10 protein-coding genes are annotated in these 24,907 nt (G+C 74.3%); 4 read left to right on the forward strand and 6 right to left on the reverse strand.

What is annotated here, in order from left to right:
• Positions 1 to 25: 25 nt before the first annotated feature.
• From SXIN_RS02440 to SXIN_RS02455, 4 genes are all read right to left on the reverse strand, one after another.
• Positions 26 to 4,654, reverse strand: a complete 4,629-nt coding sequence (locus tag SXIN_RS02440; RefSeq protein WP_095756512.1) for a non-ribosomal peptide synthetase — start codon at positions 4,652 to 4,654, stop codon at positions 26 to 28.
• Positions 4,651 to 12,495 carry a non-ribosomal peptide synthetase gene (locus SXIN_RS02445; RefSeq protein WP_095756513.1) on the reverse strand — a complete coding sequence of 2,615 codons (7,845 nt, stop codon included), beginning with the start codon at positions 12,493 to 12,495 and terminating at the stop codon, positions 4,651 to 4,653. Before SXIN_RS02445 ends, SXIN_RS02440 begins: the two co-directional genes overlap by 4 nt.
• Before the next feature lie 93 nt (positions 12,496 to 12,588).
• Positions 12,589 to 14,550, reverse strand: coding sequence for an ABC transporter transmembrane domain-containing protein (locus SXIN_RS02450; RefSeq protein WP_019708084.1), 1,962 nt, complete (start codon positions 14,548 to 14,550; stop codon positions 12,589 to 12,591).
• A 658-nt stretch (positions 14,551 to 15,208) separates the two neighbouring features.
• Positions 15,209 to 16,204 carry a ParB/RepB/Spo0J family partition protein gene (locus tag SXIN_RS02455; protein WP_019708083.1) on the reverse strand — a complete coding sequence of 332 codons (996 nt, stop codon included), beginning with the start codon at positions 16,202 to 16,204 and terminating at the stop codon, positions 15,209 to 15,211.
• A 1,531-nt stretch (positions 16,205 to 17,735) separates the two neighbouring features.
• Here SXIN_RS02455 and SXIN_RS02460 point away from each other — a divergent pair.
• From SXIN_RS02460 to SXIN_RS02475, 4 genes are all read left to right on the forward strand, one after another.
• Positions 17,736 to 20,582, forward strand: a complete 2,847-nt coding sequence (locus tag SXIN_RS02460) for an AAA family ATPase (protein ID WP_095756514.1) — start codon at positions 17,736 to 17,738, stop codon at positions 20,580 to 20,582.
• A 580-nt stretch (positions 20,583 to 21,162) separates the two neighbouring features.
• A complete protein-coding gene (locus SXIN_RS02465) occupies positions 21,163 to 21,816 on the forward strand; it encodes a response regulator transcription factor (protein ID WP_039820775.1) in 654 nt (217 codons plus the stop codon).
• Between the two features lie 7 nt (positions 21,817 to 21,823).
• Entirely contained in the window at positions 21,824 to 23,164 is a 1,341-nt protein-coding gene (locus SXIN_RS02470) for a sensor histidine kinase (protein WP_095756515.1), read from the forward strand.
• Positions 23,165 to 23,253: 89 nt separating this feature from the next.
• Complete coding sequence (locus SXIN_RS02475) at positions 23,254 to 23,748, forward strand: Lrp/AsnC family transcriptional regulator (protein ID WP_019708079.1); 495 nt, start codon at positions 23,254 to 23,256, stop codon at positions 23,746 to 23,748.
• A 34-nt stretch (positions 23,749 to 23,782) separates the two neighbouring features.
• Here SXIN_RS02475 and SXIN_RS02480 read toward each other — a convergent pair whose 3' ends face one another.
• Together SXIN_RS02480 and SXIN_RS02485 are read right to left on the reverse strand one after the other, a co-directional pair.
• Positions 23,783 to 24,004: a Trm112 family protein gene (locus SXIN_RS02480; protein ID WP_019708078.1), complete on the reverse strand. Its 222-nt coding sequence runs from the start codon at positions 24,002 to 24,004 to the stop codon at positions 23,783 to 23,785.
• The gene (locus tag SXIN_RS02485) at positions 24,001 to 24,906 is read right to left on the reverse strand and encodes a DMT family transporter (RefSeq protein ID WP_107501128.1); all 906 of its coding nucleotides are present in this window, start codon (positions 24,904 to 24,906) and stop codon (positions 24,001 to 24,003) included. The genes SXIN_RS02480 and SXIN_RS02485 overlap by 4 nt, the downstream gene beginning before the upstream one ends.
• Position 24,907: the final 1 nt, after the last annotated feature.

Raw genomic sequence — 24,907 nt, forward strand, 5'->3', positions numbered from 1 at the left:
CTCAGAGCGGCTTGCTGCGAGCGGGTTACGAAAGGTCGTCGGCGAACCCGGCCTCGAGTTCGTCCACCTCGTCCTGGGCCAGGTCGAGAAGGGGGAAATCGGAGGCGGTGTGCCCGCCCGCGGCCGGGTCGGCGGTGTGCGCGGCCAGACCGGCGAGCATGTCCAGCCAGAGCCGGCCCAGCCGGTCGGCCGAGGCGTCGTCCAGCAGCGCGGCGGGCCGGCTCAGGGTGAGGGTCAGCTCCGGCCCGTCGGGGGTGTCCCGGACGACGGCGCCCGCCTCGACAGCGTGCAGGACGGGCATGTCCGGGTCCACGGAACCGCCGAGGGCCACGTCACCGGCCGGCTGCCAGGCGGCCGTCCCACCGGTCCCGGCGCCGGCGAACCGGCCGAGGTAGTTGAAGCCGACCTGCGGGCGGGGCAGGGCGGCCAGGACGGGACCGGTGCCGGGGTTGAGGTGGCGCAGCAGACCGTGCCCGAGCCCGTCGCCCGGTACGGCCCGCGCCTGCTCCTTGACCGCCTTCAGCAGCTCACCGGCCGCCGGGCCGCCCGCCGGCACCTCGGCCGTCCGGACCCCGGACAGCTCCAGCCGGACGGGGTGCACGCCGGTGAACCAGCCCACCGTGCGGGCGGGATCGGCGTCTCCGACCGGTTCGCGGCCGTGCCCCTCGATGTCGATGAGCAGCCCGGGGGCGTTGCCGCCCCGCCAGTGCCCGACCGCTCCGGCCAGGGCGGCCAGCAGCACCTCGCGCACTCCGCAGTGGAACACCGCCGGTGTCCTGTTCACCAGCGTCCGCGCCGGTCCCGCGGGCACCGTCCAGGAACGGCGGCGCACGGTCGCGGCGGTGTCCCGCGCCGGGTCCAGCGGGGAGTCTCCCAGCGGGGCCTCGGGCTCACCGAGAAGTGCGGCCCACTCCTCCAGTTCGGCGGTCCGCTCCTCGCGTACCGCCTGCTCGGCCAGCAGGCGGGCCCACCGCCGGAACGAGGTCGGCACCGGATCGAGTTCCGGCTTCCGCCCGGCCGCGACCGCCTCGTACGCGGCTTCCAGGTCGGGCAGCAGGATGCGCCAGGAGACGCCGTCGACCGCGAGGTGGTGCGCCGCCAGCGCGAGCCGGCCCGGGCGGTCCGGTCCGGCGTCCACCCACACCACCCGGAACAACACGCCCGCGGAGGGGTCCAGCCCCTCCGCGGCCTCCCGCGCCGCGCGGCCGGCGATGCCGTCCAGATCGCCGTCCGCCGCCCCGGTGGCGTCCAGTCGGCCGATCCGCTCGGCCGCGTCCACCGAACCGCGTTCCCCGACGACCAGGCGTGGCCCCGTCTCGCCCGGCAGGACCACGGCGCGGAGCATGGCGTGGGTGTCGGCGACCGCGTTCAGGGCGCTCACCAGAACGTCCTGTTCGAGGTCCGCCGGTGCTCCGACGGTCATCCACTGCGCCAGCTTCGGCCGGACGGCGTGCTCGCCCAGCTCACGCATCACCGGTGTCCAGGGCACCTCGCCCGCGCCCGTGTCCGGCCCGGAGGTTTCCCGGGCCGCGCTGTGGGCGACGGCGGCCAGTCCGGCGGGGGTCTCGCGCTCGAAGACGTCCTGGGCCTTGAAGAGCAGGTCCGCGCGGCGGGCACGGGCGGCGAGCTGCATCGACATGATCGAGTCCCCGCCGAGCGAGAAGAAACTGTCCTCGACGCCGACCCGCTCCACACCCAGCACCTCGGCGAAGAGCCGGCACAGCGTCTCCTCCGCCGCCGTCCGCGGCTCACGGCCGGCGACCCGTTCGGTGAAGTCCGGGGCGGGCAGGGCCGCTCGGTCGACTTTTCCGTTACGGGTCACGGGCAGGGTGTCCAGGACGAGGACGGCGGCGGGGACCATGTACTCCGGCAGCACCGCGGCGGCCCGCTCGCGCACGGCCTGCGGGTCGGGGCCGCCGGTTCCGTCCGGGACGACGTAGCCGACCAGCCGGCGTTCACCCGGCCGGTCCTCCCGTGCCACCACCACCGCTTGGGCGACGCCCGGGGACGCGGCCAGGGCGGCCTCCACCTCGCCGAGTTCGACACGGTAGCCCCGGATCTTGACCTGTGTATCGGCGCGGCCGGCGAAGAGAAGCTCACCGTCCCGGGTCCAGCGCACCAGGTCGCCGGTGCGGTACATCCGCTCGCCCGGGAGGAACGGGCAGGCCACGAACCGCTCGCCCGTCGGGCCCGGCCCGCCCCAGTAACCGCGCGCCAACCCCGCACCGGCCACGTGCAGTTCACCGGTCACACCCGGAGGCACCGGCTGCAGGAAGGCGTCGAGGACGAAGGTGCGCCGGCCGGGCAGCGGGCGGCCGATCGGCAGCACCTCCCCCAGCACGTCACCGGGACGCAACTCGTGCCAGGTCGCGCACAGCGTCGTCTCCGTCGGCCCGTACAGATGCCGCACCAAGACGTCCGGACACGCCTCCCGCACCCGCGCCACCGAGGCGACCGGCACCACGTCACCGCCCGTCAGCACCTGACGCAGACCCCGGAAACACTCCGGGGACTCCTCCGCCAGCACCCGGAACGAACCAGCCGTCACATGCAACGCGGTCACACCGCCGGCTATGTGCTGCCGCACCTGCTGGGCCTCGACCGCGCCCGGTTCGGCGACCACCACCCGCGCACCGGCGACGAGGGGCACCCATACCTCGAACAGCGAGGCGTCGAACGCGTGCGGGGCGTGCATCAGCACCGCGTCACCCGACCCGACCGACCACTCCCGCTCCCCGACCAGCGCCGCCACACCGCCGTGCGGCACCGCCACACCCTTCGGCACCCCCGTCGAACCGGACGTGTACATCACATACGCCACGTCCCGCGGACCCACCGGGACGGACAACGGCACCTCCACGGTGGCCAGTTCGACCGCCACGGCCGGGTCGTCCAGCACCAGCACCCGCACGGCCGCATCCTCCGGCACCGCACCCCGCGTCGCCTCCGTACACAACACCACCACCGGAGCCGCGTCCTCCAGCACCAGCGCCACCCGCTCCACCGGAGAACCCGCATCCACCGGCACATACGCCGCCCCGGCCCTCCACACCCCGAGCAGCGCCACCAGCAGATCCGCCGACCGCTCCATCACCACCGCGACCCGCTCACCACGCCCCACACCCAGCGAGGACAAAAACCCCGCCAAACGCCCCGCCCCGTCGTCCAACTCCCCGTACGACAGCGACCGTTCACCCTCCACCACCGCCACCGCGCCCGGCGCCTCCCGCACCCGCCCCGCCACCAGCTCCGGCACGGACAGCCCCGGCGGCTCGCCCGCCGTCGCACTCCAGCCCTCCAGCACCAGCCCGCGTGCGTCCGCGGGCAGCAGGTCCAGCCGTGCCACCGGTACCGACGGGTCCGCGGCCATCTGCTCCAGGATCCGCACGAGCCATCCGCCCACCGCCTCGCCGATCTCCTCACCGACGAGGTCCGGCCGGTAGGTCACGTCCACGCGGAAGCGCTCACCGGGCAGGACGCCGACCGTCAGCGGGTAGTGGGTGGCCTGGCGGGCTTCGGCCACGGTGAGCGTGAGGGTCTCGGCCGTGGCGGACTCCGCGGCGGGCGGGCGCGGGTAGTTCTCGTAGACCATGAGCGTGTCGAAGACGGCGCCGGGCCCGGCGAGGCCCTGGATCTCCGCGAGCCCGAGGTGCTGGTGGGGCATGAGCGCGGACTGGTGCTCCTGCACCCGGGTGAGGAGTTCCAGCAGGGACCGGGAGCCGTCGAGCCGGACCCGGACGGGAAGGGTGTTGATGAACAGCCCGATCATCGATTCGACGCGCGGCAGTTCCGGGGGCCGCCCGGCGACGGTGGCGCCGAACACCACGTCGGTCCGGCCGGTGAGCCGGGCGAGTACCAGCGCCCAGGCGCCCTGGAGCACGGTGTTCACCGTCAGCCCGTGCCGGCGGGCCAGGTCCCCGATGGCACCGGCCGTCTTCTCCGGGATCCAGGACGCGTTTCTTCTGGGGGGCGCCCCGGCCCGGGCCGTGTTCCCCGGCCCGGCGACCAGCGTCGGCTCGTCGGCCCCGGCCAGTTCCGCCTTCCAGGCGTCCCGGGCCGTCTCCTTGTCCTGCCGGCCGAGCCACGCCAGGTATTCGCGGTACGAGGCCGGGTGCGCCGGCGGGGCTGCCTGGTCACCGGCCGCGTAGGCGGCGGTGAGCTCATTGAGCAGCAGAGGCATGGACCAGCCGTCCATCAGCAGGTGGTGGCTGGTCATCACCAGGCTGTGCCGGTCCTCGCCGAGCCGGACGAGGAGCAGCCGCAGCAGCGGTGCCACCGCCGGGTCGATCCGGCGGTCACGCTCGCTCCCGGCCAGCCGCCGGACGCGGGCCTCCGCGTCGGCGGCGGTCAGGTCCGACAGGTCGGCCTCCTGCCAGGGCAGGGTCACCTCCCGGGGGATGATCTGCACCGCTTCGCCGGTCCTGCGCCGGTGGAAGCTCGCGCGGAGCGCGGCGTGCCGGGCCACCACCGTCTCCCAGGCGGCGCGGAAGCGGCGGGCGTCCAGGGTTCCGCCGATCTCCAGGACCGTCTGCACGGTGTAGACGTCGGGCCCCTGGGCGTCGAAGTCCGCGTGGAACAGCAGCCCTTCCTGCAGGGGCGAGAGGGGCCAGACCTCCGCGAGTGCGGACCCTCTGGCCGCGGCCGGTGAGTTCACAGCGACAGACCTCCTTCGAGCTGGGCTGCTATCGCTTCGAATTGCTCGACCTCGTCCTGCGCGAGGTCGAGGAGCGGGAAGTCGGAGGGGGTGTGCCCGCCCGCTCCGGGGTCGACGGCGTGAGCGGCCAGCCCGGCGAGCATGTCCAGCCAGAGCCGGCCCAGCCGGTCCGCCGACGCGTCGTCCAGCAGGGCCGCGGGCCGGCTCAGCGTGATGACGAGTTCGGGGCCGTCGGCGGTGTCCCGGACGGCCGCTCCGGCTTCGAGGGCGTGCACCGCCGGCATGCCGGGGTCCGCGGAGCCGCCGATCGCCGTCTCGCCGGCCATCTGCCACGGTTTCACCGCGTCGGACCGTGCGCCGGCCGGGAAGCGGCCCAGGTAGTTGAAGCCGATCCGGGGGCTCGGCAGTCCGGCCAGCACCGGTCCGGTGGCGGGGTTGAGGTGGCGCAGCAGCCCGTAGCCGAGTCCGTCCCCGGGCACCGCGCGGGCCTGCTCCTTGACCGCCTTCAGCAGCGCGCCGGCCGCCGGGCCGCCGGCCGCCACTTCGGACGGGTCGGTGCCGGAGGTGTCCAGCCGCACGGGGTGGACGCCGGTGAACCAGCCCACCGTGCGCAGCACGTCGGTGCCGTCGAGCGGCTCGCGCCCGTGGCCCTCGACGTCGACGAGCAGCGCGGTGCCGCTGTCCTGCCACCAGTGGGCGACGGCGGCGGCGAGGGCGGCGAGCAGGATGTCGTGCACACCGCAGTGGAAGACCGCCGGGGCGCGGCTCACCAGTGTCCGCGCCTGCCGCGCGGGCACCACCAGGGTCCGGCGGCGCACCGTCGCGGCGGTGTCCCGCACGGGGTCCGGCGCACCGATGCCGCGGGGCGGCCGGACGCCGTCGAGGAGAGCGGTCCAGGACGCCAGTTCGGCGGTCCGGGCCGGTTGGGCGGCCTGGGCGGCCAGCAGGCCGGCCCACTGCCGGAAGGAGGTGGCGACGGGTTCGAGTCCCGGTTTCCGGCCGGCCTCGGCCGCCTCGTACGCGGCCCGCAGGTCGGGGGCGAGGATGCGCCAGGACACGCCGTCCACGGAGAGGTGGTGCGCCACCAGCACGAGCCGGCCGGTCCGCTCCGGCCCGGCGTCCACCCACACCACCCGGAACACCGCGCCGGCGCCCGGGTCCAGGCGCGCCACCGCGTCGCGCGCCACCCGTCCGGCGAGCGCGTCCAGGCCGGAGGCCGCGATCCCAGCGGCGTCCACGCGGGTGACCAGGCCCGCGGCGTCGGCCGATCCGGGTTCGCCGGTCAGCAGACGCGGCCCGTTCTCGCCCGGGAGCACGCGGAGGCGCAGCATGGCGTGGGTGTCGAGGACCGCGGCCACGGCGGCCACCAGGGCATCCCGCCGCAGCCCGGCCGGGGACCCGAGCACCACCCACTGGGCGAACGCGCCGCCGGTCACCCGCTCACCGAGCTGCCGCATGACGGGGGTCCACTCCACCTCGCCGACGCCGTGGTCCGGGCCGGCCCCGGCGCGGTCGCCGAACCGGGCGATCGCCGCGAGTCCCGCGGGGGTCTCGTGCTCGAACACGTCCTGGGAGGTGAAGACCACGTCCTCGCTCCGGGCGCGGCTCACCAGCTGCATCGAGGTGATCGAGTCCCCGCCGAGCCCGAAGAAATTGTCGTCGGGTCCGACCCGCCCGGCTCCCAGCACCTCGGCGAACAGGGCGCACAGGATCGTCTCGGCCCGGCTTTCCGGTGCCCGTCCGGAGGCGTTGCCGGTGAGGTCCGGGGCGGGCAGGGCCTTCGTGTCGATCTTTCCGTGGCCGGTGACCGGCAGCGCGTCCAGGGTCACCACGGCCGCGGGCACCATGTACTCCGGAAGCGTCCCGGCGAGGTGCTCGCGCAGGGACCGCCCGTCCACCGCACCTCCGTACGGGACCGCGTAGCCGACCAGGCGGCGCTCGCCCGGGCGGTCCTCGCGGGCGACGACCACGGCCCGTTCGACGGCCGGGTGAGCGGAGAGGGCCGCCTCGATCTCGCCGAGTTCCACGCGGAAGCCGCGGACCTTCACCTGGGCGTCGGCGCGGCCCGCGTAGACGAGCCGGCCGTCGGCGGTCCAGTGCGCGAGGTCGCCGGTGCGGTACATCCGCTCCCCGGGGGCGAACGGGCAGGCGACGAACCGCTCGGCCGTCAGCCGCGCCCGCCCCAGGTAGCCGCGGGCCAGGCCCGCGCCCGCGAGGTACAGCTCGCCCGCCGTGCCCGGCGGTACGGGCTGCAGGAAGCCGTCGAGCACATAGGCCCGGGTGTTGCCGACGGGGCGGCCGATCGGCGGCGTGCCGGGGCCGTCCGGGGTCCGGTACAGGGTGGAGGTGACGGTCGCCTCGGTGACCCCGTACTCGTTGTACATCTCCCGGCCGGCCGACCAGCGCCGGCGCACGTCCTCGGGCGCGGGCTCGCCGCCGAGGACCAGCGTGCGCAGGTCGGGCAGGTCCTCCGGGGGGAGCTGCGCCAGCAGGGTCGGGGTCATCGCGACGCGGGTGATCCGCCGGTCGCGCATCAGCCCGACCAGTTCCTCACCGGTCGCGTGGAGCCGTCCCGGCGGGGCCAGCACCAGCCGCCCGCCCGCGCACAGCACCGGCCAGATGTCGGCCATCGAGACGTCGAAGCCGGGCGAGAGCAGTTGCAGCACCCGGCTGCCGGTGCCGAGGGCGTACCGATCGATGTGGACGGCCACGAGGTTGGCCAGTCCGCGGTGGGAGGTGACCACGCCCTTGGGGGTTCCGGTCGACCCGGAGGTGTGGATCACGTAGGCCGCGTTCGCCGGGCTCAGCCGTGGCGGGCGCCAGGCGTCCGGGCCGTCACCGCCGGTACGCCCGGCCTCCGCGCTGCCGGCGCCGGCCTCGCCGAGGACCACGATGCGGCCGGGGAACGCCGCCGGCACCACGGCGCGGGTGTCCCGGGTGCACAGCAGTACCGGCGGGGCGACGTCGTCCAGCATCAGGCGCAGCCGGGCCGGGGGGTGGGCCGGGTCCATGGGCACGTAGACGCCGCCCGCCAGGGAGATCGCCAGCAGGGCCGTGACGAGTTCCGCCGAACGGTCCGCGATGACGCCGACTCGGGTCTCCGGGCCCACGCCCGCGCCGGCCAGGTGGTGCGCCAGGCGCCGGGTCTCCGCGGAGAGTTCGCGGTAGGTCAGGGAGCGGCGGCCGTCCTCGACCGCCACGGCGCCGGGCACGGCCGCGGCCGCACGGGCGAACAGCTCCGGTGCCGGCACGTCCGGTTCCGCCGTGGCCGGGGGGTTCCACGTGTCCAGGACGAGGGCGCGCTCCGCCGTGTCCAGGACGCCGACCCGGCCCACCGGGGACGCCGGGTCCGCCGTCATCCGTTCCAGCACCCGCGTCAGCCAGGAGACCAGTTCCCGGGCACGGCTCCGCCCGACCGCGTCCGGGCGGTGGACGAGGTGGCCGCGCAGCCGCTCGTCGGGCACCACGATCAGCGCCAGCGGGAAGTGGCCCATGTCCGTGGGCTCCCCGACGGGACGGATGGCCGGGGAGGCGGTGTCCCGCGCCGTCCGGGGCAGGTTCTCGTACACGACGAGCGTGTCGAAGACGGCGCCGGGGCCGGCGAGCCGGCGGATCTCCTGGAGCCCGGTGAACTGGCGGCCCATCTGCGCCACCTGCCGGTCCCGGAGACCGGCCAGCAGCTCCGCGACGGGCTGTTCCGGCACCAGTCCGACCCTCACCGGCAGGGTGTTGATGAAAGGGCCGACCGCCGACTCGGCCCCGGGCAGGTCCGCGGGACGGCCGGCCACCGTGGTGCCGAACACCACGTCGGTGCGCCCCACCAGACGTGCCAGCACCAGGGCCCAGGCGGCCTGTATGACGGTGTTCACGGTCACCCCGTGGGTGCGGGCCAGTTCCGTCACGCCGCGGGTGAGCTCCTCGGTGAACTCGAAGGACACCGGCTCCGGCAGCACCGGTGTGCTCACCCGGTCCTCGGGGGCCACCAGGGTCGGCTCCGCCGTGTCCGCGAGCTCCGCCCGCCAGGCCTCCCGTGCCGCGTCCCGGTCCTGCCGTTCCAGCCAGGCCAGGTACTCCCGGTACGAGGCCGGCGCCGGCAGCGCCCGCCCGTCGCCGTCGGCCGCGTACACCTCGGCCAGCTCGGCGAAGAGGACGGACATGGACCAGCCGTCGATGAGCGTGTGGTGGGCGGTGATGATCTGGCGGTACCGGTCCGCGCCGAGACGGACCAGCAGGAGCCGCAGCAGCGGGGCGGCCGCGAGGTCGAAACGTTCCGCCCGCTCGGCGCGGGCGAGCCGCGCGAGTTCCTCCCGGGCGGTGTCCTCCGGGAGGTGCGACAGGTCGGCCTCCCGCCAGGGCAGTGCCACGTCCCGGGCGATGACCTGCACGGTCTCTCCGGACTCGCGCCGGTGGAAACCGGCGCGCAGCACCTCGTGCCGGTCCAGCAGCGTCTGCCAGGACGCCCGGAGCCGGTCCGTGTCCAGCGGCCCGTCCAGGGCCAGCATGCGCCGGCTCGTGTACACGTCCGGGCCCCGGTCGTGGGAGGTGGCGTGGAAGAGCATGCCCTCCTGCAGTGGCGACAGCGGCCAGACGTCCACCAGACCGGGCACCCTGGCCCGCAAGTCGTCGAGTTCGCCGGGGCGCAGGGACGCCAGGAGGGAGCCGTCGCCCGCACGGTGGCCGCCGGCGGGCCCGGACTCCGCGGGGAGCGGCCCGGCGGCGGCCACCGCCGCCAGGCCGGCGGGGGTCTCGTGCTCGAACACGTCCTGCGGCTTGAAGAGCAGGCCGGCGCGGCGGGCGCGGGCGGCGAGCTGCATCGCCATGATCGAGTCCCCGCCCAGGGAGAAGAAGCTGTCCTCGGCGCCGACCCGCTCCAGGCCCAGCACCTCGGCGGAGAGCCGGCACAGCGTCTCCTCGACGGCGGTCCGGGGCGCACGGCCGGAGACCCGCTCGGCGAAGTCCGGGGCGGGCAGCGCCCTGCGGTCCACCTTGCCGTTGGCGGTGACCGGGAGCGCGTCCAGGACGAGGACGGCGGCCGGGACCATGTACTCCGGCAGGATGCCGGCGGCATGCTCGCGCACGGCCCGCGGGTCGGGGGCTCCGGTTCCGTCCGGGGTGCCGGTTCCGTCCGGGACGACGTAGCCGACCAGGCGGCGTTCGCCCGGACGGTCCTCACGGGCCACCACCACCGCCTGCGCGACGGCCGGGTGGGTGGCCAGGGCCGCCTCCACCTCGCCCGGCTCCACCCGGAACCCGCGCAGCTTGACCTGGCCGTCCGCGCGGCCCACGAAGAGGAGTTCGCCGGTGCCGGTCCAGCGGACCAGGTCGCCGGTGCGGTACATCCGCTCGCCGGGGAGGAACGGGCAGGCGAGGAACCGCTCGGCCGTCGGGCCCGGCCGGTCCCAGTAGCCCCGGGCGAGGCCGGGCCCTGCGACGTACAGCTCCCCCACCGCACCGGGCGGTACCGGCTGGAGGAAGGCGTCGAGGACGAAGGTGCGCCGGCCGGGCAGCGGGCGGCCGATCGGCAGCACCTCCCCCAGCACGCCACCGGGACGCAGCTCGTGCCAGGTCGCGCAGAGCGTGGTCTCCGTGGGCCCGTACAGATGACGGACGGACACCTCCGGGCACGCCTCCCGCACCCGGGCCACCGCCTCCGGCGGCACGACGTCACCGCCGGTCAGCACCTGGCGCAGGCCTCGGAAACACTCCGGCGCCTCGGCCGCGAGGACGCGGAACGAACCGGCGGTCAGGTGCACCGCTGTCAGCCCGTCACCGGCGACGCCCTCCCGCAGCCGTGCGGCCTCGACCGCTCCCGGCTCGGCGACGACGACCCGGGCGCCGGCGGCGAGCGGAACCCACACCTCGAACAGCGATACGTCGAACGCGTGCGGGGCGTGCATCAGCACCGCGTCATCCCGCCCGACCGACCACTCCCGCTCCCCGACCAGCGCCGCCACACCGCCGTGCGGCACCGCCACACCCTTCGGCACCCCCGTCGAACCGGACGTGTACATCACATACGCCACGTCCCGCGGACCCACCGGAACGGACAACGGCACCTCCACGGCGGCCAGTTCGACCGCCAGGGCCGGGTCGTCCCATACCAGCACCCGCACGGCGCTGTCCTCCGGGATCACACCCCGCGTCGCCTCCGTACACAGCACCACCACCGGAGCGGCATCGGCCAGCACGAACGCCACCCGCTCCACCGGAGAACCGGCGTCCACCGGCACATACGCTGCCCCGGCCCTCCACACCCCGAGCAGCGCCACCAGCAGATCCGCCGACCGCTCCATCACCACCGCGACCCGCTCACCACGCCCCACACCCAGCGAGGACAGAAACCCCGCCAGACGACCCGCTGCCCCGTCCAACTCCCCGTACGACAGCGACCGTTCACCCTCCACCACCGCCACCGCGCCCGGCGCCTCCCGCACCCGCCCCGCCACCAGCTCCGGCACGGACAGCCCCGGCGGCTCACCAGCCGTCGCACTCCAGCCCCCGACGATCCGCCCGTGTCCGGCCGCGTCCAGCACACCGATCCGGCCCACCGGCACCGACGGGTCAGCGACCACCCGCTCCATGAACGAGAGAAGGGACCGGTGGCCCGCACGCGCCCAGTCCTCGTCGTAGTGCGCCGCGTTGGCCTCCAGGGCCACCGCCATGCCCCGGTCGTCCGACCAGCCGCTGACCACCACGCCCACTTCCTCGACGCGCCGGCTCGACAGGTCGCGGACGATCCCCCGGCACTCTCCGAAACGCAGGTTGGCACCGAGGGGCAGGATGTTCACGGAGGGGCCGAAATGCCACCGGCCCCCACTCGGCCAGTCGAGCTCCTGGCGCAGCCGCTCGCCCCGGAAGCGCTGGTGCCCGAGGAGCCCGGTGGCCTCCCGCTCCGCCTCCCGCGCCAGTTCGGCCGGGTTCGCCGAGGGGCCGGCGGGCAGCCGGAACGGCAGCATGTTCGCCATCGTGCAGGGGGTCCGCCGCGCCTGGGCGCTCGTGCGCCCGGCGACGGGGATGCTGAGCACGGCCTCGTCCGCACCGGTCATCCGGCTGGTGAAGGCCGCCACCGCGGCGACGAGGAACCGGGGCCAGCTCACCTTCGCGCCGGCCGCGGCCGCGTGCAGGGCCGCCACCACGGGGGGCGGCAGATGGCCCGTGGCACGGACGACACCGCCGGGGGCGGCGGCCGGCCGGTGGCCGGGAACGGCCGCCGGATCGGGGCGGTCGGCGAAGCGGTCGTGCCAGTACTGCCGGTCGCGTGCGCACTGCTCGGACGCACGGTAGGCGGATTCCTGGGCCAGCAGTTCGCCGAGCGGGGCGTATCCGGGTGCCCGTAACGGCTCTCCGCGCAGCATCGCCGTGTAGAGGTCGGCGACGCGCCGCCCCATCAGGGAACAGGCGAAGCCGTCCATCAGCAGATGGTTGTAGCGCTGGTACCAGATATGGCGGTCGGCCGCGAGCGTGAACAGCGCATGAGCGAAAAGTCCGCCCTCGGTGGGATCGTTCACCCGGCCCAGCTCGCCGCGCATCCACGTCCCGGCGGCCTGCCACGGATCCTTTTCCCCGCTGAGGTCGACGACCGGCATGCTCCATTCCGGCGGGGGGCCGATCCACTGGGAGACCCGGCCCGCGGAATCCTCGACGAAACGCACCCGCAGGATGTCGGTTTCCTCGACGGCCCGGCGCAACGCGAGTTCGAAGACCCGGGTGTCCACGGGGCCGAGGATTTCGATGTACTGGCCGATGTGGTAGAGCCCTCGAGAGCTCTCTATCCGCTGTGCCAGCCAGATTCCCTCCTGGCATTCGGACAGGGGCAGGGTGGAACCCTCCTGGCCGTTCATCACATTCCCCCTTCAGCGGGTGCCCGCTGCTTTTCGTCGGTCTTCGCCGGTCGTCGGCCCCTCCCGGCCGGCCCCGCGGCCGGCCGGAAGGCGCTAGTGCTCTTCGGAATGGCGGCGGACGACGAGGTCGCCGCCGGCCCCCGGCGGCACGGTTCCGCCCAGGGCGAGGGAGCCTCCGGCGACCGGCTGACGGGCCGCGAGGTCGCCGTCCCCGGCAACCGGTGCGGGAACCAGCGCCTCGTGGGCGTGTCCCCCGCCGTCGGAGCCGGTGCCGTTGGCGCCCGGCCGGTTGAACTGGGTGTGGTAGAGCTCGGCGTAGAGCCCGCCCCCCGCCAGCAGTTCCTCGTGCGTCCCGCTCTCGCGCACCCGGCCCCCGTCGATGACGAGGATCTGGTCGGCCTCGCGGATGGTGGACAGCCGGTGGGCGATGACCAGCGAGGTCCGGTCGCGCAGCGCGGTGGTCAGCGCCCGCTGGATGGCCGCCTCGGACTCGGAGTCCAGGTGCGCGGTGGCCTCGTCGAGCACCACGACGGAGGGGGCCTTCAGCAGCAGTCTGGCCAGGGCGAGCCGCTGCTTCTCCCCGCCCGAGAGCCGGTACCCGCGGTCGCCGACCACGGTGTCGAGGCCGCTCGGGAGCGAGGCGACGAGATCGCCGATCCGCGCGGACCGGCAGGCGTCGAGCAGTTCCCGCTCGGTGGCCTCGGGACGGGCGTAGAGGAGGTTTGCCCGGATCGTGTCGTGGTAGAAGTGGGCGTCCTGGCTGACCACGCCCACAACGTCGCGCAGGGAGTCGAGGGTGACGTCGCGCAGGTCGTGGCCGTCGATGCGGACGGTGCCCGAGGTCGGGTCGTAGAGCCGGGACACCAGGTGGGTGGTGGTCGTCTTGCCCCCGCCCGACGGGCCGACGAGGGCCGTGAGTTTGCCGGCCGGCGCCCGGAAGCTGAGGTCGTGGAGGACTTCCGCCGTCTCCTTCTCCCGCTCGGCCGGGGAGAGCGCGCTGGACTCCAGGGAGACCAGGGAGACGTCGCCGGCGCGCGGATACCGGAACGACACCCCCTCGAACTCGATCTCCGGCGCGGGCCCGCCGCCCGGCGCGGGCAGGGCGACGGCGTCCGGGCTCTCCTCGATGAGCGGCTTGAGATCGAGGATCTCGAAGAGCCGGTCGAAACTGACCATCGCGGTCAGCGCGTTGGACTGCATGGCGGAGAGCTGGGTGATCGGCCCGTAGAGCCGGCCGAGAAGAGCGGCCAGGGCCACCAGCGTGCCGATCTGGAAGACGTCGTTCAGGACCAGGCCGCCGCCGACGCCGTAGACGAGCGCGGTGGTGAGCGAGGCGAGCAGCGCCATGAAGATGAACGACAGCCGGCTGTAGACCGTCCAGACCACGCCGACCTCGCGCACGGTGCGCGCCCGGGTCTCGAAGGCGTCCGCCTCCTCGCGCGGGCGGCCGTAGAGCTTGGCGAGCATGGCGCCGCCCGCGTTGAAGCGTTCGCTGATGATGCCGCCCAGCTCGCCGTTGGCCTGCATCTGCTCGCGGGAGTAGCGCTGGAGGCGCCGTCCGACGTAGATGGCCGGGATGACGAACAGCGGCAGCATGCACACGGCGATCAGGCTGATGAGCCAGGACAGATAGAACATCTCGGCGAGTACGAGGACCACGGTCAGCACGCTGGTCACCGACGTCAGCAGGGTGCTGAGAGCCTGCTGCGCCAGCATGACGTCACCGTTCAGCCGGCTGGCGAGCAGACCGATCTGGGTCCGGGTGAAGAACGCCATCGGCTGCCGCTGGACGTGCTTGAACGTCTCGACCCGCAGATCGTGGCTGACGCCCTGTCCGATGCGCCCGGAGATGTAGCTCTGCCCGAGCTGCGCGAAGGCGTCGACGACGGCGAGTCCGGCGACGACGAGGGCGATGGTCGTGACCACGGCCATGTCGTCCCTGAGAATGCCGTCATCGATGATCTTCTTCAGCAGCAGTGGCGTGGACACGATGATGAGGGAATCCACCGCGGTGACGGCCAGCAGCAGGAACAGCGCACTCCGGTGCGGCCTCATATAAGCCAGCGCCCTGCGCACGGTCCCCGGCCGGAGCGTCTGTTTCTGCGCCGCGGCGGAATGCGGCCCCCCGACAGTGGGGCCACCAGGGCCTTGGGTTATCAACACGCGACGGAAACCTCCTGCGTCGGCTCTTCTGCTCTCTTGGCTGCCATGTCACGGAATGGTCCGCGGGCCTGCGGTTTGCGGTGACGGCGGGCCGGAACGGGGCCGGTTACAGCACAGCGATCAATTGCTTCCATCGATTCCCCCCGCACGAGGACCATACCGTTCTGCATTTACCGCCGGCCAGGTATGACGGACGGTCCGGAGAATTGGACGGGATGAACAGGGCCGTTACCACGCCGACGGAAAGAGGAATGGAGGGCCGGCCGGACCGAAGTGTGAGAACGGCGGTGCAATGCCCCCGGATTATCCGTCCGGGGGACCGGATGCCGCGCGTCGCGCTTTTCACGGGGCGGAGGGAATTCCGCGGGCGCGGCCACCGGGAAACGGTGGTGTGCGGTGGACGGCGCCGCGCTGAGGGACTTTCTCAGAGCCCGGGAAGTGGTGCAAGTCCCGCCCGCTGGACGGGCGGAGCGCCCGGCCGGAGCGCCCGGCCGGATGCCCGCCCCCCGGCGTCCAACCGGGCAGATTTCTCACTCGGACACCCGGACGGCTATGCCGTCTCGGCGACCTTGCGCTCGACCCGCTGGGCGAACTCCGCCCACATCTCGGCGCATTCGCCCGCCAGCCGGGCCACGACGCCACCGCAGTGCGGCGGAACCTTGTCGATGATCGCGTCCCACTCCTCGGGACTCATCATGTGGACGGTGAGCAGCCGGAGCAAGGTGCGCCCGGTCTCGCTGAACCGCAGCGCGGGATCCGCCCTGAGCCGGTCCAGGACCGCCGCACGGTCCTGGACCGGGTTCCGGCAGGCCACCGCGGCGGGGCGGAGTCCGCCGCGGCCCGCGGCGGGGACCTCCGTGCCGTTCGCCCGCTTCTTGTTCCCGCGCCGCGGCCCCGGCAGCGGATCCTCGCCGCGCATCATCCGGTTCCGTACGTCGCGGACCGTCTCCGGGGAGATGGACGCGGCCCGCGCCACCTGACGGAGCGACAGACTCGGGTCCTGGGCGATGAGCCGGCTGGCCAACTTGCGGCCCTCGGTCCCGTTGACCGGGCGGACCCGGCCGTCCTGCCCGATACGGCTCACCTCGCCGACCTGGGCCTCGGGCCGGCGCCTGCGGATCTCCGCGACCGTTCCGGGGGCGATGCCGGTGACCGAGGCGATCATCCGGTCCGACCATTGCGGATGCGAGGCGATGATCCGCCCGGCCGCGCGCTTCCGGTCCGCCGTCGTCAGCGGCAGACCGTGGGTGACGTTGGATTCCACGGCGAGGACGAAGGCATCGGCCTCGTCCCCCTCGAAGAACCTTGCCGCGATCTTGCGTTGCCCCCGGAGTTCGGCGGCCCGTACCCGGTGCAGCCCGTCGATGACCCGCATCGTCGAGCGGTGCACGGTGATGGGCGGCAGCGGAGTCTGCGCCTCCGCCAGCGTTTCCACGTGCTCCGGATCCGCTCCGGAGGTCCGCGGCGAGCCGGCCGTCGACAGCGAGCTGATCTCGACTTCGACGACCATCAGTTGGTCGATCTGCGCGTGCCCGGTCAGTGCCAACCCAACTCCCCCTCGTGTTGCGATCTCACTCGTACGCGGGTACGCCGGCTTTCCGGACCACACGCCGCGTCCCGGGGAACCCCTCGGGCCGCGGGGCAGCGGCGTCGCCGCCCGCCGTTCCGGAGCCGGACGGCGTCCCCGCCTCCCGGCGGGGCCCGGCTTCCGCGTCACCGGCACCAGCGGCCCGGCCGTGACCGGAACCGGCAGGTCCCGGTGCGGAGTTCGCCGGTCACCGGTACGCCGCTCGCGGGACGGGATCCCACCCGTCCTCTCCCCCGGCCACCGGGCGGCACCGGCCGGTCCCGCGGCCACCACGGATTCCGCTTCCGTGCCGCCACCGCGGCGGGCGCCGCGTCCGTCCTCCGCCGCCGGCCGTCCGCCGGGACGGGAACCGGTGCGCGCTCCGGCGACCGGACCGCTGGTTCTCCGGCGGTGCCGGGTGTGCGGAAATGCTTTCCCCACACCACCGGTCACGGTGTTCGCGAGGCCGGCCCCCCTGCCCGCGGCGGAATTCCTCCCGCCGGTTTTCATCCCCCATTCCTTTCCCCTCAGCTCGTTTCCGTTCCCGTGAAGCGGAACGTTTTCCCCGAGCGGAGCACGCTCACCCTAACAACGCCCTTTCCGGCCTGGTACCCCTCATCCACGGAGCCCCCGGAGGGCCGGGCACCCCCTACCGACCCCTACCCGTCCCCGCCCCGGCACCCCAGCCGGCGCACCGCTCCACCGGGAACACGCCGCCCCTGCCCGGGACATGCCCCGGGGCACGCACCCCGGCGTGCCCCGCCCGGGCCCCGCGACCCCCGCCGGCCGGCGCTGCGGTACCGACCGGCAGACCGGAAGGGCCCGTCTCCCTTTTCGCACGACCGGATTTCCGCCGGAGCGGACCACACCGCCGCGCAGCGCATTCCGCGCCGCCCGCACTCCTCCCCGGGGAGGAGGAGCAGGGCGGAATTCGGAATTCCTCCCCGAGTTCTCACATTCGCGTACGCGCTCCCTCCGGAGGTGACAGGTCCCGGCACTCGCGGAGGCCCGGAGGAGCGGGAAGCGCGCCACGGCCGGAGCGGGCGGCGACCGGGGCGGGCGGCGGGAGCGCCCGCGCGACGGCCGGCGCGCAGCGGTTGCTTCCGGGGGTTCAGGAGATTCCGGTTACGGCCCTCCCGGGCATGCCGGGCGCGGGTCCGGCCACCGCGGGTCCGGAGCCGGAGCGCGGGCACGTCGGCGCCGGCCGCCCCGCCGCCCCGCCGTCCGTCCGGATCCGCCGTCCGTCCGGATATCGAGCAGCGCATCGCTTTCGGCGGTGTATTGGCCTCCGTCTCGCAATAAGAACAGGCCCCGGCCGATACGGTACGCGCAATTCCGATCACGCTTGACGTCTTTATAACGGCCATGCGGCACCATGGGGCAAATATCCTGGTGAACGATTTTTTGATATGGCAGAATCAACACGCAGGTGGCCGGTCCGGATCGAAAGAGGAGCCGGCCCGCCATCTGGACACTCCAAGAATCAGCCGTGCGGGGGAGAAGTCGGCTCATGGACTTGGTGGATCGCGGTGCGGAATTATCGATCATGGAGAACATGCTCGGCTCCTGTGTGGCCGGGCACGGCGGAGTGCTGTTGGTCAGCGGCGCGGTGGTCACCGGGAAGACCGCGCTCCTGCGCGCCTTCGGTGAGCGGGCGACCGCCGCCGGCGCACTCTTTCTGCAGGCCACAGCCTCGGATACGGAGCGCGACCTGCCTTTGGGGGTGATGGGACAGCTGCTGCTCGGCGCCGATCTGCCGGTCCCCGGTGCCCAGCGGGCGGCACGGCTGCTGGACCTGGTCACGGTGACCGCACCGGCGCGGCCGGCCGGAGGCGGACTGCCCGCCGTGGTGCGGAACGCGATTCCCCAGCTCTGCGGAGTCCTGCTGGAAAAATCAAGGGAAAGGCCGGTGGTGATCGGGATCGACGATGTGCACCACGCCGACACCTATTCACTGGAATGTGTTCAATACCTGGCCCGCCGGCTGGACGCCGCACGCATTCTGGTACTCCTGGGGGAAAACAGCGGTTACCCCACCGGGAACAGGAGTCTGCACGTCGAATTACTGCGCCTGCCGGGGTGCCGGAATATCCGGCTCGGCCCGCTCCGGCGGAAAGGAGTGGCCGAAATGGTCTCCGCCCACGGCCGGTCCGGGTGGCGGTCGTGCCCGGCCGTCCCGGACCTCCACCGGCTCGGCGGCGGCAACCCCCTGCTGACCCGGGCGCTGCTGGAGGACCACCGTGCCTCGGCCGCGGGGACTTCGGGCAGATCCCTCCCCCCGGTACCCGGCGACTCCTTCGAACAGGCCGTCACCACCTGCCTGTACCGCAGCGACGTATCGGCCCGGCGGACCGCCTGGGCTCTGGCGGTGCTCGGACCGCAGGCTTCGCGGACCGAACTGGTGGCGGAAGTCCTCGGCGTCAGCCGCGAAGCGGCCCGGCGCGGGCTGAGTGCGCTGACCGAGACCGGACTGCTGAGCACCGGATGGTTCCGCCACGAGGCGGGCCGGGCGGCGACGCTGAAGAGCATGGATCCCGCCCACCGCGCCCGGCTGGAGGCCCGCGCCGCCCAAGTGCTCCACGAGCACGGCGAGGCGGCGACCGCGGTGGTGCGCCACCTGATCCTCGCGGAACCCGTGGACGCGCCCTGGGCACTGCCGACCCTGCTGGAGGCGGCCGAACGCGCCCTGGACGGCGACGAGGTGGACCTGGCCCTCGCGTGCCTCCGCGTCGCCCGCGACACCTGCGCCGACGGTCAGCGGTCCCCGGCCATCCGGGCCGCGATGACCCGGGCCGGATGGCGGGTCAACCCGGCCACCGCCGCCCAGCACCTGCCCGAGCTCACCACCGCCGCGCTCGAGGGCCGCCTCGGTCCCCGGCACACCGAGGAACTCGTCGGGCACCTGCTCTGGTTCGGTCACGTGGATCGGGCCCTGGACGTCCTCGGCGCCGTGGAGCGGAGCCGCGCCCCCGGCCGCGCCGAGGGCGGCGGCCGGTACGGGCCCGACGACATCCGGCGCTGGATGGTGCACGGTTTCCCGGGATTCACCGGCCCGGTCCGGGTACGGCCCGGCCGTGCGGGGCCCCAGGATCCCGTCCCGGCGCGCACCACCCGTCAGCGGGCCGCGAACCTGATGAGGGCGGTGCTGGACGGAGCGGGTGAGGACGCGGTGGCCGGCGCCGAGCAGATCCTGCAGGGCACCCGGCTGGACGACCACACCGTCACGGCGCTCGTCGTCGCCCTGAACGCCCTCGTGCTCACCGACCGCCTGGACAGGGCGTCCTTCTGGTGCGAGGCCCTGGCCCGGGAGGCGGCCGCCCGCCGCGCCCCCATGTGGCAGGCGCTGCTGGCCTCCGTCCGGGCGCGGATCGACCTCAGGCTGGGACGGCTGGCCGCCGCGGCGGAGACGGCCCGTTCGGCGCTCGCCCTGGTCCCCCCGGAGGGATGGGGAGTGGCCGTCGCCGGCCCGGTGGCCACCGTCGTCCACGCCGAGACCGCCATGGGCCGGCTCGACGAGGCGGCCGGCCGGCTCGGCGTCCCGGTGCCGGACCCGGCGTTCCACACGCCCGACGGCCTGCTCCACCTCCGGGCGCGCGGCTTCCACCACCTCGCCGCCGGACGCCCGTACGCCGCGCTCGACGACTTCCTCCGGTGCGGCTACCTCATGACCCGCTGGGGGTTCGACCTGCCCGCGCTGGTGCCGTGGCGCACGGATGCCGCCCAGGGCCATCTGGCGCTGGGCGACCCCGCCAGCGCCCGGGCCCTGGCCGAGGAACAGCTGGCCATGGTGCGCCCCGGGCGCGCCTGGACCCACGGGGTGTCCCTGCGGGTACTCGCCGGGACGCTCGACCCGCTGCACCGGCTGCCGCTCCTGGAGGAGGCGGCGGAGATCCTGCGCGAGCGCGGTCACCGGCTGGAACTGGCCCGGGTGAAGGACGATCTGGCCCGTGCCCACCGCGAGCTGGGGGAGCGCGGCCGGGCCCGGTCGCTGGCACGCCGGGCGCAGCAGCTCGCGCGGGAGTGCGGTGTCCCCGCTCCGCGGGTGGCCGCGGCGGCCGGCGCCCTGCCGGCCGGACGGCCGGAGCCGTCCGGTGCCCCCCGGCGGGGGCACGTCGAGCTCAGCGACGCGGAGCTGCGGGTGGCGACGCTCGCCGCCCGCGGGTACACCAACCGGCAGATCGCCGACAAGCTGTTCATCACGGTGAGCACCGTCGAGCAGCATCTGACCCGGGCGTACCGCAAGCTCGCCGTCCAGCGCCGGGCGGATCTGGCGGGGAAGCTCACCCCGGGCGGGGCGCCGGACGGAGCCGGGGCGCCCTGCGGCGGCAGCACCTGCGACCAGCTGAACGCGGTCTAGCCGGTGGGGCCGATACGGGGCGCCCGGGCGACCACGCCCGCGCGCCCCGGCCGCGCCGCCGGAGACCGGGGCCATCAGTACCGCCAACGCCACGGCCACCGCCACGAGAACGGGGAAGAGGGAGCCGGCGGTCATGCCGGGCACCGTTCCGCGCGCCGCACGGGCACACCTCCCGGCGCGGCCGGCGCCGCGCGCCGGCCGCTCTCGCCGCCCTTCCCCTGCCGGTACCGGCTCTGCCCCTGGGTGTCCACGGCCTCCAACTCCTCGTCGCGGAACCGGGTGTGGTGGTGCGTTGCGGATCCTGTCTACGAGGTGGACGGTCACACCGCGGTCCGAAAGTCTGTGACCGGGGAATGGTCCCGGACCCCGCGCGGGGTCCCCCCGCCGGCGGTAGGCTGCCGTCCGGGCCCGCGAGGACGGCGGCCACCGGGCCGGTGCCGGCCGGAGCGACGGGTGTCCGGGGACCCGCCACCGGATGCTGTGACCGGTGTGTGACCTGCGATCGGGCAGTCTGCTCCATCATGATCGGTTTCCGGCGGCCCCGCCCTTCGGTCGTGACGCGTCGTACGGGGGGTGGGCGATGAGAGTGCTGGTGGTCGAGGACCACACCGAACTCGCGCAGTCGGTGGCGCGGGTCCTCCGCCGGGAGGGGATGGCGGTCGACGTCGTCCACGACGGCTCGGACGCGCTGGAGCGCACGATGGTGGTCGACTACGACGTCGTCGTGCTCGACCGGGACCTGCCGGGGGTGCACGGGGACGAGGTGTGCGGCAAGCTGGCCGCCCAGCCGTCGCAGGCCCGGGTGCTGATGCTGACCGCGTCCGGCACGATCGCCGACCGGGTGGAGGGCCTCAGCATCGGCGCGGACGACTACCTCCCCAAACCCTTCGCCTACGCCGAGCTGGTGGCCCGCATCCGTGCCCTCGCCCGGCGCTCACAGCCCGCGCTGCCCCCGGTCCTGGTCCACGGCGACCTGCGGCTCGACCCCGCGCAGCGGATCGCCACCCGCGCCGGGGAGCGCCTCGCGCTGACCCCGAAGGAGTTCGCGGTGCTCGAGTACCTCCTCGCCGCGCAGGGCCGGGTGGTGTCGGCCGAGGAACTGCTGGAGCGGGTCTGGGACGAGGCGACCGATCCGTTCACCACCACGGTCAAGGCGACGATCAACCGCCTGCGTCCGAAGCTCGGCAATCCACCCGTGATCGAGACCGTTCCCCGGGGCGGCTACCGGATCTGAGGAGCCCATGCGACGTCCTCCGCGCTTTCCGCCGTCCCTCACCTCAGCCGTCCGCCGCCTGCTGCCCCGCCGGGTCCGCGTCCGCCTCACCCTGCTGTACGGGGTGCTGTTCGTGGCCTCCGGCGTGGTCCTGCTCACGATCACGTACCTGCTGGTCAGCCACTCCCCCGCCAAGTACGTCCTCGCCCGGACCGGTACCGGCACCCTGCCGGCGCCGGGCGGCGAGGGCGGTCTGACCCTGGGCCGCCCGGACGGCGGTTCCTCCGGCCTGCTCGACGCCGTCACCCGCGAGCTGCGGGACCAGGCGCTGCGCCAGCACCAGGCGGAGATGCACCATCTGCTGGTGCAGTCGGGGATAGCGCTGGCGATCACGGCAGTGATCTCGATACTGCTCGGCTGGCTGGTCGCGGGGCGGGTGCTGCGGCCGCTGCGGACGATGACCGGCACCATCCAGCGGATCTCCGCCCGCAATCTGCACGCGCGGCTCGGCGTCACCGGGCCCGCCGACGAGCTCAAGGACCTCGCCGACACGGTCGACGGGCTGCTCGGCCGCCTGGAGACGGCACTGGACTCGCACAAGCGCTTCGTCGCCAACGCGGCGCACGAGCTGCGCACTCCGCTCACCCTGGAGCACGCGCTGCTGGAGGAGGCCCTGATCGACCGGGAGGCCACCGTGGAGTCGTTCCGGTCGAACTTCGAACGGCTGCTGGAGATCAGCAAACAGCAGGCGCGCCTGCTGGAGTCACTGCTCACCCTGTCCGGCAGCGAACACGGTCTGGAGCACCGCGAGCCACTGGACCTCTCGGTCCTCGCCGGGCAGGTCGCGGACGCCTCCCGGCCGGAGGCGGAGCGGCGGGGGGTGCGGGTGCGGACGGCGCTCGAACCGGCGCCCGCCACGGGTGACTCGGCCCTCGTGCTGCGGCTGGTGGCCAACCTCGTCGAGAACGCCATGGGCTACAACGTGCCCGGCGGGCTGGTCGAGATCACGACCGGCACCGCGACCGGGCGCTCCCTGGTCTCGGTCGCCAACACCGGGCCCGAGGTACCGCCGGAGCAGGTGCAGCGGCTGTTCGAGCCGTTCCAGCGGCTCGGCCGGACGGCCGACGACGGGCACCACGGTCTCGGCCTGTCCATCGTCCGGGCCATCGCCATCGCCCACGACGCCGGATTCGCCGCCCGGGCCCGGCCCGGCGGCGGTCTCGTCGTGCAGGTCGCGTTCCCCCTGCGGGCGGACCGGCCGGGCCGGGACGGCATCCGGCGTCCGGCTCTCGCGGCGGCACAGGGCGGCGGGCTCCCGGCCGGACCCCCGTGGCCCGGAGGGCGGGCCGGCCCGGCGCGGCCCCGCTGAGTGCCCGCCGTGGACGGTCCGTGCCCCCGCCCGCGGCGGGCGGGTACAGTCGGCGGGCTCCGTCACCGACCGGAAGGGATCCGCGGCCCATGGCTTCGCCGAAGGCCCCCGACGCGCTCGACGCCCGCATCCTGGAACTGCTGCTGGAGCAGCCGCGGACGAGTGTGCGGGAGTACGCCCGGATCCTCGGGGTGGCCCGGGGAACGCTGCAGGCCCGGCTGGACCGGCTGGAGCGGGACGGGGTGATCCGCGACGAGGGGCCCCGGCTGTCGTTCGCCGCCCTCGGCCATCCCGTGCTGGCCTTCGTCCACATCGAGGTCACCCAGGGACATCTGGTGGACGTCGGCGACGCCCTCGCGGAGATCCCGGAGATCATCGAGGCGTTCTCGGTCACCGGTGGCGGAGACCTGCTGACCCGTGTCGTCGCCCGCGACAACGGCCACCTGGAGGACGTCATCCAGCGGCTGATCCGGCTGCCGGGCGTGGTGCGGACCCGCACGGACGTCGCGCTGCGCGAGCGGGTGCCGTACCGGGCGCGGCCGCTGGTGGAGTCGCTGCGCCGCGCCGCGGACCGCGCCGGCTGAGCCGGCCGGAGGAACGGTCACGGACTGCCAACGGTCACGGACTGCCGGAGCCGGGCTGTGCGGCGGGCCGTGCGTCGTGTTCCCGCCCGGCGGCGGGCTCGCCGGAGGAGGGGAGCAGGCGTGGAATGCCGTCGATGATCGGATAGCGGCGGCGCAGGCGCGGGTTGTAGAGAGCGTCCCCGGCCTCGTCGAGGATCAGCGGGCCCTTGTCGAGCGGGCAGGCGAGGATCTTCAGCAGCGGGTTGTCGGGCTTCATGGCCGGGTTCCTCCGGGGGTGTCGGTGTCCGCGTCGTGCCGCGGCAGGGTGAGCAGGACCGTCAGGGCCAGCACGGTGCCGCCGAGACGCAGCACCAGCCGCAGCGGGTCGTCGGGCAGCGGCTCGTCGAACGCGATCGTGCCGCTCACGATGGCGAACACGCAGGTCACCGTCGAGCACACCGGGACGATCAGCGACGCCCGGCAGCGCTGCAGGGCGGTCTGCGACAGCACCAGTCCGCTGACCCCGGTGAACAGCAGGAGGTACGGGTAGGGGGAGGCGAGCAGAGCGGGAACGGAGCCCGGGAGGTCCGAGGTGTCCAGGTGCCCGGAGACGCCCTTGATGGCGAGCGAGCTGACCCCGTAGAGCAGACCGACGGCCACCGCGTAGGCCACTCCGGTGGTCGGCTGCCGGTGGCGCCGGCGGGCGCGCCGCTCCGCGGCCGTGTACAGCAGCAGCCCGGCCGCGAGTGTTGGCACGCACAGCCCCAGCAGAACGCCCGCGGGCGCGCTGCGGCTGATCTCCTCGCCGGCCCCGTACAGCGAGGCCACCACCATCACCAGCGCCAGGCCGATGACCGCCACGGCACGCCGCTCACGACCGGAGGGGCGCTCACCGAGCACCACCGAGGAGAGCACCAGCAGGAGGACCAGCCCGGACAGGAACAGGCCCTGGGCAGCGGCGATCGGCAGGGTGCGGTAGACGGCCAGCTGGGCGGCGAACCCCAGGGCCAGCGCCATGGCTCCGCAGATCCACAAGGGTCTGCCGGCCAGCAGGAGCAGGGCCCGGCCCGGCCGCGCGGCGCTCAGCGGCGGCATACCGGCCAGCGCCCGCTTCTCCAGGACGAAGCCGGTGCTGTACAGGACGTTCGCCACCAGAGCGGCGGCCACACCCCACCCCACG

The sequence above is a fragment of the Streptomyces xinghaiensis S187 genome (assembly GCF_000220705.2).
GTDB lineage: Bacteria > Actinomycetota > Actinomycetes > Streptomycetales > Streptomycetaceae > Streptomyces > Streptomyces xinghaiensis.